The sequence below is a fragment of the Frigidibacter sp. MR17.24 genome (assembly GCF_037095655.1).
In the GTDB taxonomy this organism is placed as follows: Bacteria; Pseudomonadota; Alphaproteobacteria; order Rhodobacterales; family Rhodobacteraceae; genus Frigidibacter.
Map to the genome: position 1 here is coordinate 389770 of NZ_JBAWKE010000002.1, position 24732 is coordinate 414501.

The 24732-nt window shown below is 70.5% G+C and carries 33 protein-coding genes; 17 read left to right on the forward strand and 16 right to left on the reverse strand.

Annotation, left to right across the window (positions count from 1 at the left end; genetic code table 11):
* Nucleotide 1: 1 nt before the first annotated feature.
* The gene (def, locus tag V8J39_RS09085; RefSeq protein WP_336461185.1) at nt 2–523 is read right to left on the reverse strand and encodes a peptide deformylase; all 522 of its coding nucleotides are present in this window, start codon (nt 521–523) and stop codon (nt 2–4) included.
* 102 nt (nt 524–625) lie between these two features.
* Here def and V8J39_RS09090 point away from each other — a divergent pair, with 102 nt between their 5' ends.
* Nucleotides 626–1810 carry a MalY/PatB family protein gene (locus V8J39_RS09090; RefSeq protein WP_336460570.1) on the forward strand — a complete coding sequence of 395 codons (1185 nt, stop codon included), beginning with the start codon at nt 626–628 and terminating at the stop codon, nt 1808–1810.
* On the opposite strand, the gene V8J39_RS09095 is transcribed toward V8J39_RS09090, so the two are convergent.
* Nucleotides 1804–2154 carry a hypothetical protein gene (locus V8J39_RS09095; RefSeq protein ID WP_336460571.1) on the reverse strand — a complete coding sequence of 117 codons (351 nt, stop codon included), beginning with the start codon at nt 2152–2154 and terminating at the stop codon, nt 1804–1806. The genes V8J39_RS09090 and V8J39_RS09095 overlap by 7 nt on opposite strands.
* A gap of 220 nt (nt 2155–2374) precedes the next feature.
* On the opposite strand from V8J39_RS09095, the gene V8J39_RS09100 reads away from it, so the two are divergent.
* From V8J39_RS09100 to V8J39_RS09110, 3 genes are all read left to right on the forward strand, one after another.
* Nucleotides 2375–3358: a glutathione S-transferase family protein gene (locus V8J39_RS09100; RefSeq protein ID WP_336460572.1), complete on the forward strand. Its 984-nt coding sequence runs from the start codon at nt 2375–2377 to the stop codon at nt 3356–3358.
* Nucleotides 3359–3431: 73 nt separating this feature from the next.
* A complete protein-coding gene (locus tag V8J39_RS09105) occupies nt 3432–4631 on the forward strand; it encodes a lytic murein transglycosylase (RefSeq protein ID WP_336460573.1) in 1200 nt (399 codons plus the stop codon).
* On the forward strand, nt 4628–5206 hold the full coding sequence (locus tag V8J39_RS09110; protein WP_336460574.1) for a hypothetical protein: 579 nt from the start codon (nt 4628–4630) through the stop codon (nt 5204–5206). The genes V8J39_RS09105 and V8J39_RS09110 overlap by 4 nt, the downstream gene beginning before the upstream one ends.
* A gap of 53 nt (nt 5207–5259) precedes the next feature.
* Here V8J39_RS09110 and V8J39_RS09115 read toward each other — a convergent pair whose 3' ends face one another.
* From V8J39_RS09115 to V8J39_RS09140, 6 genes are all read right to left on the reverse strand, one after another.
* Complete coding sequence (locus tag V8J39_RS09115) at nt 5260–5976, reverse strand: LrgB family protein (protein ID WP_336460575.1); 717 nt, start codon at nt 5974–5976, stop codon at nt 5260–5262.
* On the reverse strand, nt 5973–6356 hold the full coding sequence (locus V8J39_RS09120) for a CidA/LrgA family protein (protein WP_336460576.1): 384 nt from the start codon (nt 6354–6356) through the stop codon (nt 5973–5975). The genes V8J39_RS09115 and V8J39_RS09120 overlap by 4 nt, the downstream gene beginning before the upstream one ends.
* A gap of 61 nt (nt 6357–6417) precedes the next feature.
* The gene (gene plsY / locus V8J39_RS09125; protein ID WP_336460577.1) at nt 6418–7029 is read right to left on the reverse strand and encodes a glycerol-3-phosphate 1-O-acyltransferase PlsY; all 612 of its coding nucleotides are present in this window, start codon (nt 7027–7029) and stop codon (nt 6418–6420) included.
* Nucleotides 7029–8318 carry a dihydroorotase gene (pyrC, locus tag V8J39_RS09130; RefSeq protein ID WP_336460578.1) on the reverse strand — a complete coding sequence of 430 codons (1290 nt, stop codon included), beginning with the start codon at nt 8316–8318 and terminating at the stop codon, nt 7029–7031. Before pyrC ends, plsY begins: the two co-directional genes overlap by 1 nt.
* A gap of 8 nt (nt 8319–8326) precedes the next feature.
* On the reverse strand, nt 8327–9865 hold the full coding sequence (gene rmuC / locus V8J39_RS09135) for a DNA recombination protein RmuC (protein ID WP_336460579.1): 1539 nt from the start codon (nt 9863–9865) through the stop codon (nt 8327–8329).
* A complete protein-coding gene (locus V8J39_RS09140; protein ID WP_336460580.1) occupies nt 9865–10827 on the reverse strand; it encodes an aspartate carbamoyltransferase catalytic subunit in 963 nt (320 codons plus the stop codon). Before V8J39_RS09140 ends, rmuC begins: the two co-directional genes overlap by 1 nt.
* 316 nt (nt 10828–11143) lie before the next feature.
* Here V8J39_RS09140 and ffh point away from each other — a divergent pair, with 316 nt between their 5' ends.
* The 12 genes from ffh to V8J39_RS09200 all read left to right on the forward strand — a co-directional run bounded on the left by ffh (nt 11144) and on the right by V8J39_RS09200 (nt 19073).
* Nucleotides 11144–12691, forward strand: coding sequence for a signal recognition particle protein (gene ffh / locus V8J39_RS09145; RefSeq protein WP_336460581.1), 1548 nt, complete (start codon nt 11144–11146; stop codon nt 12689–12691).
* Entirely contained in the window at nt 12688–13230 is a 543-nt protein-coding gene (locus tag V8J39_RS09150; RefSeq protein WP_336460582.1) for a GNAT family N-acetyltransferase, read from the forward strand. The genes ffh and V8J39_RS09150 overlap by 4 nt, the downstream gene beginning before the upstream one ends.
* Nucleotides 13223–13519, forward strand: coding sequence for a chorismate mutase (locus V8J39_RS09155; protein WP_336460583.1), 297 nt, complete (start codon nt 13223–13225; stop codon nt 13517–13519). The genes V8J39_RS09150 and V8J39_RS09155 overlap by 8 nt, the downstream gene beginning before the upstream one ends.
* 40 nt (nt 13520–13559) lie before the next feature.
* Complete coding sequence (rpsP, locus tag V8J39_RS09160) at nt 13560–13913, forward strand: 30S ribosomal protein S16 (RefSeq protein WP_336460584.1); 354 nt, start codon at nt 13560–13562, stop codon at nt 13911–13913.
* Nucleotides 13914–13932: 19 nt separating this feature from the next.
* A complete protein-coding gene (gene bluB, locus V8J39_RS09165) occupies nt 13933–14571 on the forward strand; it encodes a 5,6-dimethylbenzimidazole synthase (protein ID WP_442902568.1) in 639 nt (212 codons plus the stop codon).
* A gap of 22 nt (nt 14572–14593) precedes the next feature.
* Nucleotides 14594–15100, forward strand: coding sequence for a ribosome maturation factor RimM (gene rimM / locus V8J39_RS09170; protein WP_336460585.1), 507 nt, complete (start codon nt 14594–14596; stop codon nt 15098–15100).
* Entirely contained in the window at nt 15100–15975 is an 876-nt protein-coding gene (gene trmD / locus V8J39_RS09175) for a tRNA (guanosine(37)-N1)-methyltransferase TrmD (RefSeq protein ID WP_442902569.1), read from the forward strand. The genes rimM and trmD overlap by 1 nt, the downstream gene beginning before the upstream one ends.
* Nucleotides 15976–16025: 50 nt before the next feature.
* Nucleotides 16026–16400 carry a 50S ribosomal protein L19 gene (gene rplS / locus V8J39_RS09180; RefSeq protein WP_336460586.1) on the forward strand — a complete coding sequence of 125 codons (375 nt, stop codon included), beginning with the start codon at nt 16026–16028 and terminating at the stop codon, nt 16398–16400.
* An 11-nt stretch (nt 16401–16411) separates the two neighbouring features.
* Nucleotides 16412–16633, forward strand: a complete 222-nt coding sequence (rpmE, locus tag V8J39_RS09185; RefSeq protein ID WP_336460587.1) for a 50S ribosomal protein L31 — start codon at nt 16412–16414, stop codon at nt 16631–16633.
* 120 nt (nt 16634–16753) lie between these two features.
* Nucleotides 16754–17824, forward strand: coding sequence for a cation diffusion facilitator family transporter (locus tag V8J39_RS09190; RefSeq protein WP_336460588.1), 1071 nt, complete (start codon nt 16754–16756; stop codon nt 17822–17824).
* Nucleotides 17821–18159 (forward strand): ArsR/SmtB family transcription factor, encoded by a 339-nt coding sequence (locus tag V8J39_RS09195; RefSeq protein ID WP_336460589.1) that lies wholly within the window; start codon nt 17821–17823, stop codon nt 18157–18159. Before V8J39_RS09190 ends, V8J39_RS09195 begins: the two co-directional genes overlap by 4 nt.
* A gap of 104 nt (nt 18160–18263) precedes the next feature.
* Complete coding sequence (locus V8J39_RS09200) at nt 18264–19073, forward strand: division plane positioning ATPase MipZ (protein ID WP_336460590.1); 810 nt, start codon at nt 18264–18266, stop codon at nt 19071–19073.
* On the opposite strand, the gene V8J39_RS09205 is transcribed toward V8J39_RS09200, so the two are convergent.
* The 7 genes from V8J39_RS09205 to V8J39_RS09235 all read right to left on the reverse strand — a co-directional run bounded on the left by V8J39_RS09205 (nt 19057) and on the right by V8J39_RS09235 (nt 23643).
* Nucleotides 19057–19221, reverse strand: coding sequence for a hypothetical protein (locus tag V8J39_RS09205; protein WP_336460591.1), 165 nt, complete (start codon nt 19219–19221; stop codon nt 19057–19059). The two genes, V8J39_RS09200 and V8J39_RS09205, sit on opposite strands and share 17 nt — an antisense overlap.
* Nucleotides 19222–19329: 108 nt before the next feature.
* Nucleotides 19330–20049 carry a sulfate/molybdate ABC transporter ATP-binding protein gene (locus V8J39_RS09210; protein WP_336460592.1) on the reverse strand — a complete coding sequence of 240 codons (720 nt, stop codon included), beginning with the start codon at nt 20047–20049 and terminating at the stop codon, nt 19330–19332.
* Nucleotides 20050–20058: 9 nt separating this feature from the next.
* Complete coding sequence (cysW, locus tag V8J39_RS09215) at nt 20059–20922, reverse strand: sulfate ABC transporter permease subunit CysW (protein ID WP_336460593.1); 864 nt, start codon at nt 20920–20922, stop codon at nt 20059–20061.
* A complete protein-coding gene (gene cysT / locus V8J39_RS09220) occupies nt 20915–21754 on the reverse strand; it encodes a sulfate ABC transporter permease subunit CysT (protein WP_336460594.1) in 840 nt (279 codons plus the stop codon). Before cysT ends, cysW begins: the two co-directional genes overlap by 8 nt.
* Before the next feature lies 1 nt (nt 21755).
* Nucleotides 21756–22748 carry a sulfate ABC transporter substrate-binding protein gene (locus tag V8J39_RS09225; RefSeq protein ID WP_336460595.1) on the reverse strand — a complete coding sequence of 331 codons (993 nt, stop codon included), beginning with the start codon at nt 22746–22748 and terminating at the stop codon, nt 21756–21758.
* A 10-nt stretch (nt 22749–22758) separates the two neighbouring features.
* Entirely contained in the window at nt 22759–22977 is a 219-nt protein-coding gene (locus tag V8J39_RS09230; RefSeq protein ID WP_336460596.1) for a hypothetical protein, read from the reverse strand.
* Nucleotides 22978–23181: 204 nt separating this feature from the next.
* Entirely contained in the window at nt 23182–23643 is a 462-nt protein-coding gene (locus V8J39_RS09235) for an RrF2 family transcriptional regulator (RefSeq protein WP_336460597.1), read from the reverse strand.
* A 142-nt stretch (nt 23644–23785) separates the two neighbouring features.
* Between V8J39_RS09235 and V8J39_RS09240 the strand changes: the two genes are divergently transcribed.
* Nucleotides 23786–24259 carry an Lrp/AsnC family transcriptional regulator gene (locus tag V8J39_RS09240; protein ID WP_336460598.1) on the forward strand — a complete coding sequence of 158 codons (474 nt, stop codon included), beginning with the start codon at nt 23786–23788 and terminating at the stop codon, nt 24257–24259.
* A gap of 17 nt (nt 24260–24276) precedes the next feature.
* Here V8J39_RS09240 and V8J39_RS09245 read toward each other — a convergent pair whose 3' ends face one another.
* The gene (locus V8J39_RS09245) at nt 24277–24684 is read right to left on the reverse strand and encodes a GFA family protein (protein WP_336460599.1); all 408 of its coding nucleotides are present in this window, start codon (nt 24682–24684) and stop codon (nt 24277–24279) included.
* Nucleotides 24685–24732 lie beyond the last annotated feature (48 nt).

Sequence of the window (24732 nt, forward strand, 5' to 3'; positions counted from 1 at the left end):
CTCACGTCCGCGCCATCTCGCGCTTCAGCTTTTCCATCTTGCGCGTGATCATCTGCCGCTTCAGCGCCCCGAGATAGTCGATGAACAGCTTGCCGTTCAGGTGGTCGATCTCGTGCTGCACGCAGGTCGCCCAAAGCCCTTCGAACCGCTCGGAATGGCGCTTGCCGTCCAGCCCCAGCCAGGCGATCTCGACCTCGGCCGGGCGGGTGACGCTGGCATACTGGTCGGGGATCGACAGGCAGCCTTCCTCGTAGCTGTTCAGCCCCTCCGAGGACCAGGTGATCTCGGGGTTGATCAGCACCATCGGCCGCGGCGTCTCGGCGGCGTCCTTGACGCAGTCCATCACCAGCATCCGCTTGGTCACGCCCACCTGGGGCGCGGCAAGCCCGATCCCGGGCGCGTCGTACATCGTCTCCAGCATGTCGTCGGCCAGCGCCCGCACCGCGTCGTCGACGGCGGTCACGGGATCGCAGACCTTCTTGAGGCGCGGATCGGGGTGGATAAGGATGGCGCGGCGTGTCATGTCCCGGATGTAGGCCAAGCCCGGCCGCTCCGCAACGGCCCAGATCGGGCCGGTCCGGCGGCAGGCGCCTCCCATGCACGACCCCCGGAAAGGACCTCCCGCATGAGCCTAGATGTCACCTTCGACGAGATCATCGACCGCAAGGGCACCCACTGTTCGAAGTGGGACATGATGGAGAAGACCTATGGCGTCTCGCCCGAGGAGGGCATCGCCATGTGGGTGGCCGACATGGACTTCCGCCCCCCGGCGGCGGTGCAGGCGGCGGTCGAGAAGATGGCCGCGCACGGCGTCTACGGCTATTTCGGCGACGACAGCGCCTATCGCGCCGCGATCGCCTGGTGGATGCAGGCCCGCCACGGCTGGTCGATCCAGACCGACTGGATCTTCACCACCCATGGCCTGGTGAACGGCACCGCGATGGCGGTCGACGCCTTCACCGCGCCGGGCGACGCGGTGGTGCTGATGACCCCGGTCTACCACGCCTTCGCCCGCGTCATCAAAGCCGCCGGCCGCACCGTCACCGAATGCCCGCTGTCGCTGGCGGACGGCCGCTACGAGATGGATTTCGACGCCTGGGAGGCGCGCCTGACCGGCCGCGAGAAGATGCTCGTGCTCTGCTCGCCGCACAATCCGGGCGGCCGGGTCTGGTCCGGGGACGAGCTGCGCGCGGTCGCGGCCTTCTGCGCCGCCCATGACATGATCCTCGTGTCGGACGAGATCCACGCCGACCTGGTGATGCCCGGCAGCACCCACACGCCGATGCCGGTGGCCGCGCCCGACTGCCTCGGCCGGCTGGTGATGCTGACCGCCGCCACCAAGACCTTCAACATCGCCGGCGCCCACATCGGCAATGTCATCATCCCCGACCCCGCCCTGCGCGAGACCTTCGCGGGCCGGGTCAACGCGCTTGGCATCTCGCCCAACAGCTTCGGGATGCACATGGTCACCGCCGCCTATTCGCCCGAAGGCGCGGCCTGGGTCGACGCGCTGACCGTCTATCTCGACAACAACCGCCGGATCTTCGACGCGGGCGTGAACGCGATCCCCGGCCTGCGCTCGATGCCGCTCGAGGCGACCTACCTCGCCTGGGTCGACTTCTCGGGCACCGGCATGGCGCCCGAGGACTTCCGCGCGCGCGTCGAGAAGGACGCCAAGATCGCCGTCAACCACGGCGAGACCTTCGGGCTGGGCGGCGAAAGCTTCCTGCGCTTCAACCTCGCCACCCCGCGCCCGGTGATCGAGGACGCGGTGGCGCGGCTGAAGGCGGCCTTCGCCGACCTTCAGTAACGCGGCAGCAGCGCGGCCGGCCCGCCCTCGGGCCGGACGAAATCGACCGGCGGCCGGTCCCCTGCCGGCGTCGCCGACTTGACCGAGCAGATCAGCTCGTCGCCCTCGACGCCCGAGGCGAAGATCAGGCACTGCATCACGTGGCGCGGCCCGTCGTAGAGATCGACGAGGCCGCGCAGATGCGACACCCGCCGGGCATCGAGCGCAAAGCCGTCCTCCCAGCGCCGCAGCACCGGCCAGCTTTCGCGCCCGGTCTCGACCCGCAGCCGCGAGCGGCGCGACTGCGCCTTGCGTTCGGCGGCCAGCAGCTGCTTGCGCAGGTCCTCGGGGAACACTTCGAACATCGCGGGGGCCCTCCTCTTCACGAAGCCGATAGTGGCGTCGGCGTCGGCGAAATCAAGCGCAGCGCTGAAAGAAACGCGTGACCGCCACGCCCGGCGCCCGGCGCCCCGGGCCGGCCGATCCGCCGGGGCTGTGCGTCACCGCGCGGCGGCTGCGCTTCCCCGCAGGTTTTCCGCCGACGCCGCCCGCCCTAGCTCCCAGCGCCAAGGCAAGGAGGCTCCCATGGGTCAGCTCATCGACGGTCGTTGGTCTTCGGAATGGTACGACACAAAGGCGACCGGCGGCGCGTTCGAGCGCAGCACCGCCAAGTTCCGCAACTGGGTCACCGCCGACGGCGCCCCCGGCCCCTCGGGCAAGGGCGGCTTCGCGGCCGAGGCCGGGCGCTATCACCTCTATGTCTCGCTCGCCTGTCCCTGGGCGCACCGCACGCTGATCTTCCGCGCGCTGAAGGGTCTCGAGGGGCTGATCGACGTCTCGGTCGTGCATCCCGAGATGCTCGACGACGGCTGGACCTTCGCCACCGACTTCCCCGGCGCCACCGGTGACCGCCAGTTCGGCCTGCCCTTCCTGCGCGACATCTACACGCGGGCCGAGCCCGGCATCTCGGGGCGCGTCACCGTGCCGATCCTGTGGGACCGCGCGCAGGGCACCATCGTGTCGAACGAAAGCGCCGAGATCATCCGGATGTTCAATTCGGCCTTCGACGGGCTGACCGGCAACACCGCCGACCTCTGGCCCGAGGCGCTGCGCCCCGAGATCGAGACGGTGAACGCGCGCATCTACGACACCGTCAACAACGGCGTCTACAAGGCGGGCTTCGCCACCCGTCAGGCCCCCTACGATGCGGCGGTGCACGCGCTGTTCGACAGCCTCGACTGGCTGGAGGACCGGCTGTCGGGCCGGCGCTGGCTGGTCGGCGGGCAGATGACCGAGGCCGACATCCGGCTGTTCACCACCCTCGTGCGGTTCGATCCGGTCTATCACCTGCACTTCAAGTGCAACCGGCGCCGGATCATCGACTACCCCGCGCTCTGGGCCTATACCCGCGACATCTTCCAGACCCCGGGCGTGGCGGCCACGGTCGATCTGGCCCATATCGTGCGCCACTACCACTACAGCCACGACACGATCAATCCGAACCGGATCATCCCGATCAACCCGGTGCTGGACTTCGACGCGCCCCACGACCGCGCCGCGCTGGGCTGAGCGCCGCATTTCGGCGCCGGGGCGGCGATCGGCGATTGTCCGCGCGCGGACCCGGCGCTAGCGTCGCGCCATCATGCGCCGCACCGCCCTCGCCCTCGCCCCCTTGCTGGCCTGCCTGCTCTCGCCCCCGCCCGCGGCGGCGGCGCCCTGCGGCGGGCCCTGGGGTGCCTTCGTCCAGGGGCTGCAGGACGAGGCCGCGGCCGAGGGCGCGACGCCCGCGCAGCTGGGCGCCTTCTTCCGCGGCAGCCGCGACGACGCGCGGGTGCTGCGCGCCGACCGCGCGCAGGGCGTGTTCCAGAAAAGCTTCATCGATTTCGCCCGGGCCGTGATCAGCCGCGACCGCGTCACCCGCGGCACCCGGATGTCCGAGACGCATGCCGCGCTGTTCGACCGGATCGAGCGCGAGACCGGCGTGCCGCGCGGGGTCCTGCTGGCGTTCTGGGCGCTCGAGACCGACTACGGCCAGGTGCAGGGCGATTTCAACACCCGCGACGCGCTGATGACGCTGGCGCATGACTGCCGCCGCCCGGCGCTGTTCCGGCCGCAGGTGCTGGCGGCGATCGCGCTGTACCGCCGCGGCGATTTCGATCCCCAGGCCACCACCGGCGCCTGGGCGGGCGAGATCGGGCAGGTGCAGATGCTGCCCGCCGACATCCTCGCTCATGGCCGCGACGGCGACGGCGACGGGCATGTCCGGCTCAAGACCTCGTCGGCCGATGCGCTGGTCTCGGCGGCGGCCAAGCTGGCCGACATCGGCTGGCGGCCGGGCGAACCCTGGCTGCAGGAGGTCGTGCTGCCCGACGACCCGGAGTTCGACTGGTCGCAGACCGGGCTCGACACCGCGCTGCCGGTCGAGGAGTGGCGCGACCGCGGCGTCACCCTGCGCGCCGCCGCATCGACCGCCGCGCACGAGCTGCCGGCCTCGCTGCTGCTGCCGATGGGCCGCGACGGGCCGGCCTTCCTCGCCTATCCGAACTTCCGCGTGCTGTTCCACTGGAACCAGAGCTTCGTCTACGTCACCACCGCCGCCTATTTCGCGACCCGTCTCGAAGGCGCCGGGGTCTTCGACGCGCGCCGCCCCGCCCCCGGGCTCGACGCCGCCGCGATGCGCCGCCTGCAGGAACGGCTGGCCGCGCGCGGCCATGACGTCGGCGAGATCGACGGCATCCTCGGCGCCCGCACCCGCGCCGCCGTCCAGGCCGAGCAGCTGCGCCTTGGCCTGCCCGCCGATGCCTGGCCCACCCCTGCCCTTCTCTCGGAACTCAGCCCATGACCGATCCCGCGACCGATCCCGTGACGCGCGAGGCGCTTGACGCCGCGCTGCCCCATGTCCTTGCCGCGCCGAAGGACGCCGCCCGGATCGAGCGGATCTGCTTCCGCCCCGCCTACAACCAGCGCCGGTTCCCCGACAGCCTGCGCCTGACGCCGGAGCGCGGCGTGCTCTCGCCCGAGGGCGAGACCGAACGCTGGCTGGCCGCGCCCTGGATGACGCTTGCCGACGGCAGCCCCGACCCGCGGATCCAGGTCTCGATCCTGCCGCGGCGGGTGATGGACCTGGTCTGGCGCGACCGCGAGGGCACGCCGCATCCCGGCGACACCTTCATCGCCGATCTCGACATGTCCGAGGCCAACCTGCCCGAGGGCACGCTGCTGCAGGCCGGCAGCGCGGTGCTGAGGGTGTCGTCGGTGTTCAACGACGGCTGCGTGAAGTGGAAGGTGCGCTATGGCCAGGCCGCCAAGGACTGGATCGTCGCGCCCGGCCATCCCGCGCTGCGGCTGCGCGGCGTGCTGTGCGAGATCGTGACCGAGGGCGAGATCCGCAACGGCGACCCGCTGCGCAAGCTGTGACCGATCGGTTGCGGTGATCGGAAGGGCCGAACCGATCGGCCCCTTCGATCGATCTACTGGAACAGGTGCAGCACCAGCGGCGCGAGGATGCCGGTCAGCACCGCGTTCAGGGCCATGCCGATGCCGGCGAAGGCGCCCGCCGTCTCGTTGACCTGCAGCGCGCGGGCGGTGCCGACGCCATGGGCCGCGACCCCGGTCGCGAAGCCGCGCGCGCGCCAGTCGGTCAGGCCCAGCGCGTTCAGCATCGGCGTCACCGCGATCGCGCCGATGATCCCGGTCAGCAGCACCAGCGCCGCCGTCAGCGTGGGCTCGCCCCCCAGCTGCTGCGAGATCCCGATCGCGACCGGCGCGGTGGCGGACTTCGGGGCAAGCGAGGCCAGCACCCCGCCGCGCACTCCCATCGCCCAGGCGATCGCCAGCGCCGAGACCACCGCCGTGGCCGACCCCGCGAGCAGCGCGGCGATCATCGGCAGCGCCGCGCGGCGCACGTGCCCGAGGTTGAGGTAGAGCGGCAGCGCGAGGCAGACGGTGGCCGGCCCCAGCAGGAAATGGACGAACTGCGCGCCCTCGAAATAGGTCGTGTAGGGCGTGCCGGTTCCCAGCAGCAGCGCGCCGATGATCAGGATGGCCAGCATCACCGGGTTCGCCCAGGGCGCACGCCCGGTGCGGCGGAAGCACCAGTCGCCGGCGACGAAGGCCAGGATCGTCGCCGTCAGCCAGATCAGCGAGCCTTGGGTCAGGTAGGACCAGATCAGGGCGGCATCGATCATTTGCGCCGCTCCGCGCCCTCGGGGGGCGGGTTGCCGGTGGCCCGGGCCACCAGTTCGAACACCACCGCGCCGACGGCGATGGCCAGAAGCGTCGAGACGACCAGCGCGAGGATCAGCGCCACGCCCTGCTGGCGGATCACGTCGATCTGGCTGACGATGCCGACGCCTGCCGGCACGAACAGCAGCGACAGGTGCCCCAGCAGCGTCTGCGCCACCGGACGCACCAGCGCCAGCAGCCGCGGGCTGAGCACGAAGCCCGCGGCCATCGCGACCATGCCGATCACGGGCCCCGGGATCGGCAGGTGGGCAAAGCGCGTCAGCACTTCGCCGCCGAGCTGGAAGAGGAAGATGGTGAGGATCGCGGCCAGCAACGGCGGCATGTGCGCACTCCGGTCAGATGCCCGACCCGGGCGCCCCTCCCCCGGCGCCGCGGTCGGACGGTCAGGGTTTCTTCTTGCCGATCCGCGGCTCCGTCCCCGCGAGCAGGCGCTTGATGTTGGGCAGGTGGCGGATCCAGACCAGCGCGGCCAGCGCGAGGATCAGCACCACCATCTCGCCCCGTCCGAGCGCCGCCGCGACCGGCGCGGCCAGCACCGAGGCGATCAGCGCCGAGAGCGAGGAGATGCGGAACGCGAGCGCCGCCGCCAGCCACAGCGCGCAGGCCGCGAGCCCGACGGGCCAGCCAAGCGCCAGCATCGTGCCGAGGAAGGTCGCGACGCCCTTGCCGCCCTTGAACCGCAGCCAGACCGGGAAGCAATGCCCGAGGAAGGCCGCGAAGCCGGCAAGCTGGGCCGCGTCCTCGCCCACCAGCGCGCGCGCCACCAGCACCGCGATCGCGCCCTTGCCGCTGTCGAGCAGCAGCGTCAGCAGCGCCGCGGGCTTGTTGCCGGTGCGCAGCACGTTGGTCGCGCCGATGTTGCCCGAGCCGATGGCGCGCAGGTCGCCCAGCCCGAAGGCGCGGGTGATCACGAGGCCGAAGGCGACCGATCCCAGCGCATAGGCGAGGATCGCGGTCAGGATCAGCGACAGGGGGTCCGAGGTGATCACGGGCATCAGGCGGCCTCTTGCGCGAAGGCGCCCGCGCCGAAGACCTGCCGGCCGGCGACGAAGGTCGCAAGCACCTTCCCCTCCATCCGCTCGCCGTCGAAGGGGGTGTTCTTGGATTTCGAGCGCAGCGTGAAGCGGTCGAGCACGAAGGGCGCGTCGAGGTCGAACAGCACCAGATCGGCGGGCGCGCCGGCGGCGAGCCGCCCCTGCGGCAGGCCCAGCCGGCGCGCCGGGTTCAGCGCCATCGCCCGGAACAGCCGCGGCAGGTCGATCAGACCGGCGTGGCACAGGCGCATCGCCGCGGGCAGGAAGGTCTCCAGCGCCACGGCGCCGCTCGCGGCCTCTTCATAGGGCAGGCGCTTCGATTCCTCGTCCTGCGGCGTGTGCATCGAGCTGATGATGTCGATCAGCCCGGTGGCCACCGCCTCGACCACCGCGATCCGGTCGTCCTCGCCGCGCAGGGGCGGCTTGACCTTGAAGAAGGTGCGGTAGTCGCCGACGTCGAGTTCGTTCAGCGTCAGGTGGTGGATCGACACGCCCGCGGTGACGTCGAGCCCGTTCTTCTTCGCCCGCTCGAGCGCCGGCAGCGTGCGCGCGCAGGTGATCTGGTCGGCGTGGTAGCGCACGCCCGTCATCTCGACCAGCGCCATGTCGCGGTCGAAGGCCATGCGCTCGGCCATCGGCGAGACGCCCGGCAGACCGCGCAGCGACGCGAACTTGCCGCTGGTCACCGCCGCGCCGGCCGACAGGCCCGGGTCCTGCGGATGGGCCATCACCAGCGCGCCCAGCGACCTGGCATAGGTGAAGGCGCGGCTGAGCACCTTGGTGTTCTCGACCACGTGGTCGCAGTCGGTGAAGGCCACCGCGCCCGCGTCGAGCAGGAAGCCGATCTCGGTCATCTCGCGGCCTTCGCGGCCCTTGGTCAGCGCCGCCATGTGGCGGATGCGCACCGGTGAGGCCTCGGCCGCGCGGCGGGTGACGAATTCCAGCATCTCGGGGCTGTCGAGCGCGGGCGTGGTGTCGGGGCGCACGATCATCGTGGTCACCCCCCCCGCCGCGGCCGAGAGGCCGGCCGAGCGGAAGCTTTCCTTGTGGCGCTCGCCCGGCTCGCCGATCTTGACGCCCAGATCGACGATCCCGGGCGCGAGGCATTTGCCGCGGGCGTCGATCACCTGCGCGTCCGCGGGCGCGGGGGCGTCGATCGCGACGATCAGGCCGTCTTGCAGCGTCACCGAGCCGTCGCGGATGCTCAGGGCCTCGGGGTCGATCAGGCGGGCGTTTTCGATGTGGATCATCCGGGGCCTCACTCGGCGGGGCGGTCGTTGGCGGCAGGCAGGCTGTCGAGCCCCGGCGGGGTCTCGTCGGTCAGCACGGCATCGTCTTCGGGTTCGAACTCGGTCTTCAGCTGCTTCGAGGCGCGGGCCCCGAGACGCTTGAGCATGTCGACCTGCGCCAGCACGTTGCCGTTGCCGCGGCTGAGCCGGTCAAGCGCGGTGCCATAGGCGGACTGGGCGCTGGTCAGCGCGCCGCCGACCTTCTCCATCGCCTCGGTGAAGCCCGCGACCTTGTCGTAAAGCAGGCCCGCGCGCTTGGCGATCTCTTCGGCGTTGCGGTTGCGCCGGTCGATGGTCCAGAAGCTGGCGACGGTGCGCAGCGCCATCATCAGCGTCGTCGGCGTGGCGATGGTGACGTTGCGGTCCATCGCGTACTGGGTCAGGTCGCCCGCCTCGCGCAGGGCTTCCGACAGCGCGCCCTCGATCGGGACGAACATCACCACGTAGTCGACGGTGACGCCGGCGTAGTGCTGGTAGTTCTTCGACCCCAGCGTGTCGATGTGGCGGCGCAGCGCGACGACGTGGCGGCGGCGGGCGGCCAGCGCGTCCTCGTCGGTCTCGGCATTCACCGCGGCCTCGTAGTCGATCAGCGAGACCTTGCTGTCCACGACCAGCGCCGAGCCGTTGGGCATGTTGACGATCACGTCCGAGCGCAGGCGGCCGCCGTCCTCGGTGCCGTGGCTGGTCTGGGTGACGTATTCCTCGCCGTTGCGCAGGCCCGAGCGTTCGAGCAGCGTCTCGAGGATCATCTCGCCCCAGGCGCCCTGGCGCTGCTTGTCGCCCTTGAGCGCGCGGGTGAGCGCGGTCGCTTCCTTCGAGACCTCTTCCGAGCGCTTCGTCAGCGCCTCGATCTCGGATTTCAGCGCCTGGCGGTCGCGCAGGGCCCCCTCGTGCACGGCGCGGAGTTCCGTCTGGAACAGGGTCACGTGTTCCTTGAGCGGGTTCAGCGCCTGCTCCAGCCGCTCGCGGCTGGCCTTGGTCAGCTCCTCGTTCGTGGCCTTGAGCGAGGCGTCGGCCAGCTCCTTGAAGCTGCGGGCCATGTCGTCGCGCATCCGGCTGACCAGCGCGATCTTCTCCTCGGCGGCGCGGCGTTCCTCGCCGGTCTGGGCGATCAGCGCGGCCAGCTTGCGTTCCGAGCCGGCATAGCGGTCGGCGGCGTCGTTCAGCCGCTTCTCCTGCTCGCGCCGCAGCGTGTCGGTCAGCTGGCGCGCCTCGGCCAACGCGGCCTCGCCGGCGGCGATGCGGCGGCGCGCCTCGTCGAGATCGGCGTCGCGACGGGCATCGAGGCCCGCACGCTCCACCGCCTCGGCCTGGGCGCGGGCGTCGCGCTCGGACAGCAGCACGGCCAGGCGCCGCGCCTCGGTCGTGGCCGCGGCGAGCGCGGCGCCGCGGCGCCAGAGCAGGAGAGCGAGCGCCACCAGCGCGAGCGCGCCAAGCGCGACCCAGGGCGCCCAGAGCGGGGCGCCCGCGTCGAGCGGCGCGAAGGTGGCGGCAAGCCAGTCGGCCATCAGACCATGACCCCGGCCGCGGCGCGGCCGCGCTCGGTGCGCAGATTGCGCGCAAGCAGGTCCATGCAGGCCATGCGCACCGCGACGCCCATCTCGACCTGTTCCTGGATCACCGAGCGGTTGATGTCGTCGGCGATGGTGCCGTCGATCTCGACCCCGCGGTTCATCGGGCCGGGGTGCATGACGATCGCATCTTCCTTCGCATACGAAAGCTTTTCGGCATCGAGCCCGTAGCGGTGGAAATACTCGCGCTCGGACGGGATGAAGCCGCCGTCCATCCGCTCTTTCTGCAGGCGCAGCATCATCACCACGTCGGCGCCCTTCAGCCCCTCGGTCATGTCGTCATAGACCTCGCAGCCGAACTCGGCCACGCCCGCGGGCATGAGCGTCGGCGGACCGACGAGACGCACGCGGTTCTCCATCTTGCCCAGCAGAAGCAGGTTCGAGCGCGCGACCCGGGAATGCGAGATGTCGCCGCAGATCGCGACGGTCAGGCGCTGGATCCGGCCCTTGGCGCGGCGGATCGTCAGCGCGTCGAGCAGCGCCTGGGTCGGGTGTTCGTGCTTGCCGTCGCCCGCGTTCAGCACCGCGCAGTTGACCTTGGACGCCAGCAGGTTGACCGCGCCCGACGAGCCGTGGCGCACCACCAGCAGGTCGGGATGCATCGCGTTCAGCGTCAGCGCCGTGTCGATCAGCGTCTCGCCCTTCTTCACCGACGACGAGGCCATCGACATGTTCATGACATCTGCGCCCAGCCGCTTGCCCGCCAGCTCGAAGCTGGACTGGGTGCGGGTCGAATTCTCGAAGAACATGTTGATCTGGGTCATGCCGGCCAGCACGTCGGTGCGCTTGACCGTGCGGCGGTTCAGCTCGACATACTGGTCCGCAAGGTCGAGGACCGTGACGATCTCGTCTGGGGCCAGGTGCTCGATGCCAAGAAGGTGGCGCGCGCGAAAGGACATGGGCTCTCCCCTGACGTCTGTCCGCCGGACGGCGGTTGCCGCGCTTATCGCAAAGCTGTCCCGCAGGAGCAAGGCTGGGGGAGGCCGGCGCAAGACTTGACTCCCCTCCCCGCCCCGGCTATGCCCCGCGCCAATTCCCCGGAAGTGTCACGCTTCCGGTCCCATCCCGTATCCGGGGGGATCGCCGTCCGTCAGCGCGTTGCGCCCACGGGCGCCGCTTCGCTTTGATCGTTTCCGCAAGGAAGGGCTGGGGATTTCCTCACCGTCGCCTTACATCGGCGGCACGTCGCAACGCATCGGGCCAAGGAGCGCCGCCATGTTCGAGAACCTTTCCGACCGGCTCTCCGGTGTCTTCGACCGGCTGACCAAGCAGGGTGCGCTGTCGGCCGAAGACGTCGAGGTCGCGCTGCGCGAGGTGCGCGTCGCGCTGCTGGAAGCCGACGTGTCGCTGCCGGTCGCGCGGTCCTTCGTCAAGGCCGTGACCGCCAAGGCGACCGGCGCCGCCGTCACCAAGTCGATCACCCCCGGCCAGCAGGTCGTGAAGATCGTCCATGACGAGCTGATCCGCGTGCTGAAGGGCGATGCCGACCCGGGCGTGCTGAAGATCGACAACCCGCCCGCGCCGATCCTGATGGTCGGCCTGCAGGGCTCGGGCAAGACCACCACCACCGCCAAGATCGCGCTGCGGCTGAAGAACCGCGACAAGAAGCGGGTGCTGATGGCGTCGCTGGACACCAACCGCCCGGCGGCGATGGAGCAGCTGGCGATCCTGGGCACCCAGATCGGCGTCGACACCCTGCCGATCGTCAAGGGCGAGAACGCCGTCCAGATCGCCAAGCGCGCCAAGCAGCAGGCGACGCTTGGCGGCTACGACGTCTACATGCTGGATACCGCCGGCCGGCTGCACATCGACGAAGTGCTGATGGACGAGGTCCAGGCGGTCCGCGACGTCGCCGCGCCGCGCGAGACGCTGCTGGTCGTCGACGGCCTCACGGGGCAGGACGCGGTGAACGTCGCGACCGAATTCGACGGCAAGGTCGGGATCTCGGGCGTGGTGCTGACCCGGATGGACGGCGACGGCCGCGGTGGTGCGGCACTGTCGATGCGCGCGATCACCGGCAAGCCGATCCGCTTCGTCGGCCTCGGCGAGAAGATGGACGCGCTCGAGACCTTCGAGGCCGAGCGGGTCGCGGGCCGGATCCTGGGCATGGGCGACATCGTCGCCCTCGTGGAAAAGGCGCAGGCGACCTTCGAGGCCGAGCAGGCCGAGCGGATGATGAAGCGGTTCCAGAAGGGCCTCTTCAACATGAACGACCTCAAGGGCCAGCTCGAGCAGATGCTCAAGATGGGCGGCATGCAGGGCGTCATGGGCATGATGCCGGGCATGGGCAAGATGGCCAAGCAGGCCGAGGCCGCCGGCATGAACGACAAGGCGATCCACCGCCAGATCGCGCTGATCAACTCGATGACCAAGAAGGAGCGGGCGAACCCCGACCTTCTGCAGGCCAGCCGCAAGAAGCGCATCGCCGCCGGCGCGGGCCTTGACGTGGCCGAGCTGAACCGGCTGCTGAAGCAGCAAAAGCAGATGGCCGACGCGATGAAGAAGCTTGGCAAGATGGGCAAGGGCGGGATGCTCAAGCAGGCCATGCAGATGTTCGGCGGCAAGATGCCGGGCGGCCTGCCCAAGGACCTGTCGAAGATGAACCCGGCCGAGATGGAAGAGGCCGCCAAGGCGCTGCAGGGCCAGATGGGCGAGCGGATGGCCGGCGGCGGCCCCGACCTGTCGAAGGCGCCGCTGCCGCCGGGCCTGTCGGGCCTGGGCGGCGGGCTGTCGGGCTTCGGGGGCTTCGGCAAGAAGAAATGACCGTCGCGCTGTCCCCCACCCCGGTCCTCGAGACCGAGCGCCTCGTGCTGCGGGCGCCGCAGGGCGGCGACTGGCCGTTCTGGGCCGAGTTCGTCACCACCGAGCGCGCGCGCTTCATCGGCGGGCCGCAGGACCGGGCACAGGCGTTCCGCGCCTTCGGCCATGTCATCGGCATGTGGGCGATGCGCGGCTTCGGCAGCTTCGTCTTCACCGAGAAGGGGTCGGACCGGCCGCTCGGCATGGCCGGCGCCTGGTATCCCGAGGGCTGGCCCGAGCGCGAGCTGGGCTGGAACCTGTGGTCGCCCGCCGCCGAGGGCCGCGGCTTTGCCGCCGAGGCCGCCCGCGCCGCGCGCGACCACGCCTTCGGCGCGCTCGGCTGGGACACGGCCGTGAGCTACATCGATCCGGCCAACGACCGCTCGATCGCCCTTGCCCGCCGGCTTGGCGCGGTCGAGGACCCGAACGCCGCCCACCCGGGCGACAAGCCCTGCCTGGTGTTCAGACATCCGGCCCCTGCCCCGGAGACCCGCCATGACTGACGCCGTCGCCCGCGCCGCCCAGCTGCTGCAAGGCCACCGCGAGTCGATCGACCGGCTGGACGCGATCCTCGTCTACACGCTGGCCGAACGCTTCAAGCACACCCAGGGCGTGGGCCGGCTGAAGGCCGAGCACGACCTGCCGCCCTCGGACCCCTCGCGCGAGGCGGTGCAGATCGCCCGGCTGGAGAAGCTGTCGGAAGAGGCCGACCTCGACCCCGAGTTCGCCAAGAAATTCCTGAACTTCATCATTTCCGAAGTCATCAGGCATCACGAGAAACTGCAGAAATAACGGGCCTGTCGCCCGCCAACCCGATCAAAGGAGAAACCCCATGTCCATGAAGATCCGTCTCGCCCGCGGTGGTTCCAAGAAGCGCCCGCACTACGCCATCGTCGCCACCGACTCGCGCATGCCGCGCGACGGCCGCTTCCTCGAGAAGCTCGGCACCTACAACCCGCTGCTGGCCAAGGACGACGAGCGCCGCGTGCAGATGAACATGGAGCGCGTGCAGTACTGGCTGTCGCAGGGCGCCCAGCCGACCGACCGCATCGCGCGCTTCCTCGAGGTTGCCGGCGTGCGCGAGAAGGCCACCCGCAACAACCCCAAGGCCGCCGTCCCCGGCAAGAAGGCCACCGCCCGCGCCGCCGAGAAGGCGAAGAAGGCCGAGGCCGCCGCGGCCGAGTGATCGGCTTCGGAGCAGGGACTTGAGCGGTCCCGCCCCCTTCGCGCCCGCCTTCGTGGAAGAGCTGCACCGGCTTTTCCACTGGCGGCGCGACGTGCGGCGGTTCCGCCCCGACCCGGTCCCCGAGGCGGCGCTTGCGCAGGGCCTGCGGGCCTTTGCCGGCGCGCCCTCGGTCGGGCTGTCGGAGCCCTGGCGGATCATCCGCGTGGACAGCGCCGGGGCGAAAGCCGCGGCGCTTGCCAATTTCGAGCAGGCCAATGCCGCGGCGCTGGCCCGGCAGGCGCCCGATGCCGCCGACCTTTACGCCCGGCTGAAGCTGGCGGGGCTGCGCGAGGCGCCGGTGCAGCTGGCGGTCTGGTGCGACGAGGGCACGGCCAAGGGCCGCGGGCTTGGCGCCGGGACGATGCCCGAGACCCGGGCCTATTCGGTCGTCTGCGCGATCACCTGCCTGTGGCTCGCGCTCAGGGCCGAGGGGCTGGGGCTGGGCTGGGTGTCGATCCTCGACCCCGCGCGGCTGGCGGCCGACCTGAAAGTGCCTGACGGCTGGCGCTTCATCGGCTATCTCTGCATCGGCTTCCCCGAGGCCGAGGACGACCGCCCCGAGCTGGAGAAGCTCGGCTGGGAAACCCGCCGGGGACTGCCGGCGATCGAGACGCGCTGAACCAAGGCGGGCGAGGAACGACATGGCGAAACAGGACCGGGTCTGCGTGGGGGCCATCGCCGGCGCCTTCGGCGTCAACGGCGAGGTGCGGCTGAAAAGCTTCTGCGCCGACCCCGAGGCGATCATCGACTACGCGCCGCTCTATTCCGAGGATGGCGGCAAGGTCTTTTCGGTCAAGCTCACGCGGCCGGTGACCGGCGGTCTGGGCGCCCGGCTGGGCGGCGTCGCGACCAAGGAGCAGGCCGACGCGCTGAAGGGCGTGACGCTCTGGGCCGACCGCGAGAAGCTGCCCTCGCTGCCCGATGATGAATTCTACCATGCCGACCTGATCGGCCTGCCGGTGCTGGACGTCGGCGGCGTGGCCCTGGGGACGGTGCGGGCGGTGCACAACCACGGCGCGGGCGATTTCCTCGAGGTCTTCGGCCCCGGCCGGCGCCAGCCGCTGCTGATCCCGTTCACGCGCGAGGCGGTGCCGACGGTCGACCTGACCGCCGGCCGGATCATCGCCGATCTTCCCGAAGAGATCTGATGACCGACGACATCCCCACCCCGCCGGCCCCGCCCACCCCGCCCGCGCCCAAGGCGCTGCGCTCGCATGGCCGGGTCTCGATCACGGCCTCGGCGCAGCCGCGCTCGCTCATGGACGGGCCGCCGCGGGTCAAGGACAGCTGGACCGCGAAGGTGATCACGCTGGTGCCGGGCGCCTTCCCGGGCATCCTGGGCGAATCCCTGACCGGCAAGGCGCTGGAGATGGGGCTGTGGCGGCTTGAGACCATCGACCTGCGCCCCTACGGCGAGGGCCGGCACCGCAATGTCGACGACACGCCCGCGGGCGGTGGCGCCGGCATGGTGCTGCGCGCCGACGTGGTGGGCCGGGCGCTGGCGGACGCGCAGGAGGGCACGCCGCGCGACCGCACCGACTGGCCGGTGATCTACCTGTCGCCGCGCGGCCGCAGGCTGGACCAGGCCACGGCGCAGCGGCTGTCGCGCGCCGAGGGCGTCACGCTGCTGTGCGGCCGGTTCGAAGGCGTGGACGAGCGCGTGCTGGAGGCCTTCGGGGTCGAGGAGATCAGCCTTGGCGACTTCGTCCTGACCGGGGGCGAGATCGCGGCACAGGCCTTGATCGACGCGACGGTCCGGCTTATACCGCGCGTGCTTGGGAATCAGGCGTCGACCGAGGAGGAATCCTTTTCGGACGGCCTGCTCGAACATCCCCAGTACACAAGACCCACCGTCTGGAATGGCCGCGCGATCCCGGAAGTTCTTCAATCCGGTCACCATGCGCGAATTGCCGACTGGCGGCGGGACATGGCCAAACGGCTGACGAAAGAACGCCGTCCTGATCTCTGGCGGGCGTGGTGTGCACGGCACGGCACGGACCCGGATGAAGACCGAGAGCTCTGAGGACGCCTCACCTTCGCGGACAACACCGCGAGCAAACAAGGAGACTGGCGATGAACCTTATCGCCCAGATCGAGGCCGAGCAGATCGCCGCCCTCGGCAAGACCATCCCGGATTTCAAGGCCGGCGACACGATCCGCGTCGGCTACAAGGTGACCGAAGGCACCCGCTCGCGCGTGCAGGCCTACGAGGGCGTGTGCATCGCCCGCAAGGGCGGCGCGACGATCTCGGCCTCGTTCACCGTGCGCAAGATCTCGTTCGGCGAAGGCGTCGAGCGCGTGTTCCCGCTGTACTCGACCAACATCGACTCGATCGAAGTGGTCCGTCGCGGCCGCGTGCGTCGTGCCAAGCTGTACTACCTGCGGTCGCGCCGCGGCAAGTCGGCCCGTATCGCCGAAGACACCAACTACAAGCCCAAGGCCGAGTGAGGAGCTGACCCATGCGTGACGGCATCCACCCCGACTATCACTTCATCAACGTGAAGATGACCGACGGCAGCGTCTATCAGGTCCGCTCGACCTGGGGCAAAGAGAACGACACCATGTCGCTCGACATCGACCCGCTGGCCCACCCCGCCTGGACCGGCGGCTCGGCACGCCTGATGGACACCGGCGGCCGCGTGTCGAAGTTCAAGAACAAGTACGCCGGCCTCGGCTTCTGAGCCGCCGCCGCAGCGAACAGGAAAGGCGCGCCCCCGGGCGCGCCTTTTTCGTTCTCCCCCCTCTCCCACATCGGGGCGCGCCGGCGGTTGCACATCGGCGCAATGCATGAACAGATGTTCATGCATCAACCCCGCAGCGAGACCATGCCCCACGACCACGCGCCACGGCACCGCGCCCATGCCCATGACGACGGCCACCGCCACGACCACCGGTGCGGCCACGGGCAGGCCGACCATGACCATGACCATGACCATGACCATGGCGGCCACGATCACGGGCACCACCATGGCCCGGGCCACAGCCATGCCCCGACGCTGACCGACAGCAACGAGCGCGTGGTGCTGGCGGCCGCGCTGGTCACCGCGGGCTTCATGCTGGCCGAGGTGGTCGGCGGGCTGATGTCGGGCTCGCTCGCGCTGATCGCCGATGCCGGGCACATGCTGACCGACGCCGCCGCGCTGGCGCTGGCCTGGGCCGCGTTCCGCTTCGGCCGACGCGGACGGACCAGCCGCAAGACCTATGGCTATCACCGGCTCGAGGTGCTGGCGGGCTTCGTCAACGCGCTGGTGCTGATCGCCCTGACCGCCTGGATCGCCTGGGAGGCGGTGAACCGGATGCTGGTGCCGCAGCCGGTGCTGTCGGGGCCGATGTTCTGGGTCGCGGTGGCCGGGCTCGGGGTGAACGTCGGGGTGTTCTGGATCCTGTCGCGCGGGCAGCGCGACCACGTCAACATCCGCGGCGCGATGGTCCATGTGATGGGCGACCTGCTGGGGTCGGTCGCGGCGATCGCGGCGGCGATCGGGATCTGGCTGACGGGCTGGACGGTGCTGGACCCGGTGCTGTCGCTGGTGCTGTCGGTGCTGGTGCTGCGGTCGGGCTGGGCGCTTCTGGGCGCCTCGATGAACATCCTGATGGAGGGGACGCCCGAAGGCGTCGACACCGAGGCGATGCGCGGCCACCTTGCCGCCCTTGGCGGCGTCGCCTTCGTCGAGCACGTGCATGTCTGGTCGATCACCTCGGGCAAGTCGGCGGCGACGCTGCATCTGGGCGTGGCCGAGGGGGCCGATCCCTTCACCGTCAAGGCGAGCGTGCGCGAGGCGTTGCAGGCGCGGTTCGACATCGGCCACAGCACGATCGAGATCGACGAGCAGCCCGGCGTCGCCTGCCGGATCGGAAAGCGCGCCTCGTGACCGGCGCGGCGGCAGAGGACGAGATCCCGCTCATGGCCGAGATGTTCCGGCTGCTGGGCGACCCGACGCGGCTGCGGATCCTGATCGCCTGCCTCGACGGGCCGATCCCCGTCGGCGCCATCGCCGCGGCGACCGGGGCAAGCCAGACGCTGGTCAGCCACCACCTGCGCCTGCTGCGCGCGGCGCGGCTGGTGCGCGGGGAAAAGCGGGCGCGCCACGTGCTTTATGCGCTGACCGACGCCCATGTGAGCCAGATGCTGCGCGACATGATCGACCACGCGCGCGAAGATCCGCGCAGCGGCTGGGGCGCGGCACGGATGTCGCAGGCCGGATGAAACCCCGACTTGCCCACAGGCTTCGGCTTTCCTTTCAAGAAGCCCCCACATATAGTCTGCCCCCAGGGTGAGGGACACACGGGACAGATATCGGGGGATTCGGTTTGGCGCATATCATCGTCACCGGAAACGAAAAGGGCGGCTCGGGTAAATCCACCACCAGCATGCATGTGGCCACCGCGCTGGCGCGGATGGGCTGGAGCGTGGGGGCACTGGATCTGGACGTCCGGCAGAAAAGTTTCGGGCGCTATCTCGAGAACCGCCGCGCCTTCATGGCGCGCGAGGGGCTGGAGCTGCCGACGCCGGACTATCGCGACCTGCCCGAGATCGACCCGGCCACGGTCGGCCCGAACGAGAACATCTTCGACCTGCGGCTGTCGGCGGCGGTGGCGGGGCTGGACGAGACCTGCGACTTCATCCTGATCGACTGCCCCGGCTCGCACACGCGGCTGAGCCAGGTGGCGCATTCGCTGGCCGACACGCTGATCACGCCGCTGAACGACAGCTTCATCGACTTCGACCTGCTGGCGCGCACCGATCCCGACTCGGGCAAGGTGCTGGGCCCGTCGATCTATTCCGAGATGGTTTGGAACGCCCGACAGCTGCGGGCCCGGGCCGGGCTGAAGCCGATCGACTGGATCGTCCTGCGCAACCGTCTGGGCGCGCAGCACATGCACAACAAGAAGAAGGTGGGCGAGGCGCTCGCCTCGCTGTCGCGGCGCATCGGCTTCCGCGTCGCCCCCGGCTTCTCGGAGCGGGTGATCTTCCGCGAGCTGTTCCCGCGCGGGCTGACGCTGCTGGACCTCAAGGACATCGGCGTCGAGAACCTGAACATCTCGAACGTCGCCGCACGGCAGGAACTTCGCGACCTGATGAAGGAGCTGAAGCTTCCCGAGGTCACGCCGGACTTCTGAACGGGCTTGGCCAGCGCCGGGCGCGCATCGCCTGCCGCCGCGGATGCTGGCCCGTCACCAGCCGGCTGAGCCGGTCCCCGAAGGCATCGTCCTGCGGCGCCGGGTGGTGGCGGTGAAGGACGGCGAGAAGACGGGCGAACAGGGACACGGGAAATCCTCCTTGACGTGTGATGCCGACCCTCGGAAACCGTGGTGGCGGGATTGTGGCGCCGCCCCGGCGGAAACGGGCCGGCTGCGCGAATGTCGCGCGACCCGCTCAGGCTGACAGGAATTCCCGAACGAAGTCTGTCGCCGGGCGGGCGCGCAGGTCCTGCGGCCGGCCGACCTGTTCGATCCGGCCCATCGACATCACCACCACGACATCCGCAAGCGCCATCGCCTCGTCCTGGTCGTGGGTGACGAAGACGGTGGTCAGGCCGGTCTCGTCATGGATCCTGCGCAGGCCCGCGCGCAGCTCCTTGCGCACCCGGGCGTCGAGGGCGCCGAAGGGTTCGTCCAGCAGGAGCATCCGCGGCTCGATCGCCAGCGCGCGGGCCAGCGCGACGCGCTGCCGCTGGCCCCCCGACAGCTGCGACGGGTAGCGCCCGCCGATGTCGGGCAGCTGGATCAGGTCGAGAAGCCGCCCGACCCGGCGCGCGATCTCGGCCGGGGCCGGCCGGTCGCGGCGCGGGCGCGCGCGCAGGCCATAGGCGATGTTGTCGAAGACCGTCATGTGCCGGAACAGCGCGTAGGACTGGAAGACGAAGCCCGCGCGCCGGTCCTGCACCGCAAGGCCGGTCGCGTCGCGGCCATCGAACAGCACCCGCCCCGCATCGGGAAAGTCGAGCCCGGCCAGCAGCCGCAGAAGCGTGGTCTTGCCCGAGCCCGAGGGCCCGAGCAGCGCCACCAGCGCCCCCGAGGGGATCGCGAGGCGGACGGGGTGCAGCGCGACGGCGGCGCCGTAGCTGCGGGTGATGTCGTCGATCTCGATATGCATGGGGCGGCCTCAGCGGCGGAGGGTTGCGGCAAGCTGGTCGGCGAAGCGCCATTCCAGCAGGGTCTTCACGGCCAGCGTCACCAGCGCGAGCAGCGCCAGCACCGCGGCCAGCGCGAAGGCGGCGGTCGAGAGGTATTCGTTGTAGAGCATCTCGATCGCGATCGGCAGCGTCGCGGTCTCGCCCCGGATCCGGCCCGAGACGACGGCGACGGCGCCGAATTCGCCCATCGCGCGGGCGTTGCACAGCAGCACGCCATAGAGCAGCGCCCAGCGGATGTTGGGCAGCGTCACGGTGCGCAACACCCGCCAGCCGCCGGCGCCCAGCGTCAGCGCGGCCTCTTCCTCGGCCCGGCCCTGCTCGGTCATCACCGGGATCAGTTCGCGCGCGACGAAGGGGAAGGTCACGAAGAGCGTCGCCAGCACGATCCCCGGCAGCGCGAAGACGATCGGCACGCCCTGCGCGACCGCCCAGTGCCCGAGCGCGCCATGGCTGCCGTACAGCAGCACGAGGCAGAGCCCCGCCACCACCGGCGAGACCGAGAACGGCAGGTCGATCAGCGTGATCAGCACCGCCTTGCCGCGAAAGTCGAACTTGGTGATCGCCCAGGCGGCGGCAAGCCCGAAGACCGCGTTCAGCGGCAGGCTGATCGCCGCGACCCAGAGCGTCAGCCGGATCGCCGCCCGGGCGTCTGGCTCGGCCAGGGCGGCGCGAAGCCCGGACAGCCCCTCGGCAAGGGCGCCGGCGAAGACGGTGGCGAGCGGCGCGAACAGCAGGAGCGCGAGCAGCCCGACGGTCAGGATGATCAGCGTAAGGCGCGCCGGCCGCGGCTCGTCGGTGGCGCTGTGGCGGCGGGTGGGGGCGGTGTCATGCATGTCCGATCCTCCGGCGGCTCCAGACCTGGGTGGCGTTGATCGCCAGCAGCAGGGCGAAGGCGATCACCAGCATCGCGATCCCGATCGCGGCGGCGGCGCCATAGTCGAATTCCTCGAGCCGGATCACGATCAGCAGCGGCGCGATCTCGGTCCGCATCGGGATGTTGCCGGCGATGAAGATGACCGAGCCGTATTCCCCGACGCCGCGCGCCAGCGCCAGCGCGAAGCCGGTGAGCGCGGCCGGGGCGATCGCGGGCAGCACGACGTGGCGCAGCGTGTGCAGCCGCCCGGCGCCAAGCGTGGCCGAGGCCTCTTCGACCTCGCGGTCGAGATCCTCGATCACCGGCTGGACGGTGCGGGTGACGAAGGGCAGGCCCACGAAGACGAGCGCGAGGAAGATCCCGCCCTGGGTATAGGCGATGCGCAGGCCCAGGTCGGCGGCCAGCGCCCCGAAGGCGCCGTTCGGGGCATAAAGCGCGGTGAGCGCGATGCCGGCGACGGCGGTCGGCAGAGCGAAGGGCAGGTCGACGGCGGCGTCGATCAGCCGCCGGCCGGGGAAGCGATAGCGTACCAGCACCCAGGCCAGCGCGACGCCGAACACCAGGTTGAACCCGGCCGCGAGCAGCGCCAGCCGGAACGACAGCGCCAGCGCCGCGGCGACGCGCTCGGTCGCGACCGCGGCCCAGAGCTGCGCCGGGCCCATCGCGAACCCGCGCGCGACCAGCGCCGCGATCGGCAGCAGCACCACCAGCGACAGCGCCGTCAGCGTGATCCCGGCCGACAGCCCGAGCCCGGGCATCGGCGAGCGGGCGACAAGGCGAACGCCCTGCATGTCATTTCCCCGCATAGATCTGGTCGAAGATGCCGCCGTCGCCGAAATGCTCGGGCTGCAGCTTGGCCCAGCCGCCGAGGTCGTCGATGCTGACCAGGTCCAGCGCCGGGAAGCGGGCGACATCCGCCGGTTCGGCCTGCGAGCTGTCCCAGGCGCGGAAGAAGTTGCGAAAGGCCAGCGCCTGCGCCTCGGGCGAATAGAGATAGGCGAGGTAATCCTCGGCCAGCGCGCGCTGGTCGTCCGAGGCGATGTTGCCCTCGACCAGCGCCACCGGCGGCTCTGCCCGGATCGAGACCGAGGGCACGACGATGTCGAACTTGTCCTCGCCCAGTTCCTGCAGCGCGAGGAAGGCCTCGTTCTCCCAGGCCAGCAGCACGTCGCCGAGGCCGCGCTGGGCGAAAGTCGTCGTCGCGCCGCGCGCCCCGGTGTCCAGCACCGGCACATGGGCGAACAGGTCGTGCAGGTAGGCCTTGGGATCGCGGCCGTCCCGTTCTGCCCAGGCCCAGGCGGCAAGGTAGTTCCAGCGCGCCCCGCCCGAGGTCTTGGGATTGGGCGTGATCACCTCGACCCCGTCCTGCACCAGATCGCCCCAGTCGCGGATGCCCTTGGGATTGCCCTCGCGCACGAGGAAGACGATGGTCGAGGTGTAGGGCGCGGAATTGTGCGGCAGCCGGCCCTGCCAGTCGGCGGGCAGCTTGCCGGCGGCGGCGATGCGGTCGATGTCCGAGGCCAGCGCCAGCGTCACCACCTGCGCGTCGAGCCCGTCGATCACCGCCCGCGCCTGCGCGCCCGATCCGCCGTGCGAGGCGCGGACCTGCGCCGCCGCGTGGCCCTCGGCGGCCCAGTGGTCCGCGAACAGGGCGTTGTAGGCGCGGTAGAACTCACGCGTCGGGTCGTAGCTGACGTTGAGCAGCTGCTGGGCCTGTGCCGGCAGCGAGAGCGTCGGCAGCGAGAGCGTGACCAGCGCGAGCGCGGTCAGGGAAAATCGTTTCATCGGGATCTCCTCAGCGGATGCGGGTCTGCAGCGGCTCGACCCGCGGCTGCCAGTGCCGGCGGTCGCGGCCCTCGAGCAGCTCGGCCACCGCGAGCGCCGGGTCGCGGCTGAACAGCGTGAGGGCGCGACCGTTCACCCGGTGCGTGCGCCCCGTGCGCCGGTCGACAAGCTGGATCGCGTAGATCGGCGCGGCGGCGCCCGTCGCGTGCCCTGTGGTCTGGATCGTCATCGCCTTGCCTCCATGCTGGTCCGGCAGGGTGCCGGGCATGGGGTAATTACGACCGATCAGATCGTGTTTCTCAAGCGAATATACACGTCAAAGTTTGTCGTGATTGCAGGGGGAAATTTCTCCCGGCGTGGTCCGCAGGGGAATATCCTGCCCTCGCGCGCGGGCCGGTACGTGTCAAATCATTGATATAGCGTATTTTTCCGCCTATTCGGCGGCGGGCGCCTGCAGGACGGTCTCGGCGACGCCCGGCTGGGCGACCAGATCGGCCAGCGTCAGCGACTCGATCAGAACGAGGTAGGACCAGAACACCTCGGCGAACAGGCGCCGGATCCGGCAGCTGTTTTCGTCTGAGCAATCCTCGCAGCGCTGGTAGGCGCGGCGCGACAGGCAGGGCAGCGGCGCGATCGGCCCGTCGATCAGGCGCAGCATCTCGGACAGCTGTACGCTGGCGGCGGGCTTGATCAGCTCGTACCCCCCTGCCCGGCCCCGGGTCGAGGCGATGATCCCGGCATTGCGGATCTCGAGCAGGATGTGTTCGAGAAACCGCTTCGGCGCCCCCGACCGCTTGGCGATCTCTTCGATGCGCAACGCGGACCCGTCGCCTGCCTTCTCGTCGGCAAGCACCATCAGCGCCTTGAGCGCATATTTGGCCTTCTGGGTGATCATCTATCACCCGTAGCCCGGATGCGGTGCGGAATCAACGTGCTCGGCGGCGGACCGCCGCGCCCGGCACAAATCACTACCAACTCAGTCGACATTTAAAAAATTTCTGGCATGCTCCCGACTCGTGCCCTGCCGGAGGAGCGTGATGACCGACCTGGACCTGATCGACCGCAAGATCCTGTCAGAGCTGATGGCCGATGCGACGCTGCCGATCGCGCAGATCGCCGACCGGGTCGGGCTGTCGCAGACCCCGTGCTGGAAGCGGATCCAGAAGCTGGAGGCCGCGGGGGTGATCACGCGGCGCGTCGCAGTGGTCGACCCGGCCCGGATCGGGCTGGGCCTGACCGTCTTCGTCGGCATCGAGGCCGCCGATCACACGCCCGACTGGCGCGACGCCTTCGGTCGCGCCATCGCCCGGCTGCCGGAGGTGATGCAGGCCTGGCGGCTGGCGGGAGAGATGGACTATCTGCTGCGGGTCACCGTGGCGGGGATGGCCGAGTACGACCGGTTCTACAAGGCGCTGACCGACGCGGTGCCGGTCAAGAACCTGACCTCGCATTTCGCGATGGAGGGCCTGAAGTCGAGCACGGTCTACCCGCTCGACACCGTCAACCGCTGAGGGGGCGGCCGGGCCTTTCACGCGCCGGGCGGGCCGGCCGGCGGGCGGGTGTCTTCGGGCCGGTCGCGGTCGAACCTGCGGCAACCCGGCAGGTCGGGCAGCCAGCTTTCGCGGCGACGGCACCACAGCTCGTAGCTTGGGGCGAAGAGGTCGGGCGCGTCGAGCGTGCCAAGCGTCACCTCGACCTCGTCGCCCGTGCGGCCGAAGACCGAGCCGCCGCAGGTCGGGCAGAAATGCCGCCCCTGCCAGTCGCGGGTCTCGCCGGTGACGGTCACGGCTGAGACCGGAAACACCGCCCCCGCGTAGAAGGGCGCGCCCGAGTGCTTGCGGCAGTCGAGGCAATGGCACAGGCCGACCCGGTCGGGCCGGCCCCGCGCCTCGATCCGTACCGCGCCGCAGAGGCAGCCGCCCGTCACCCTGTCCATCCGCCCTCTCCCGCATGACCTGCGGGAGAGGCTAGGCCGGTCGGACCG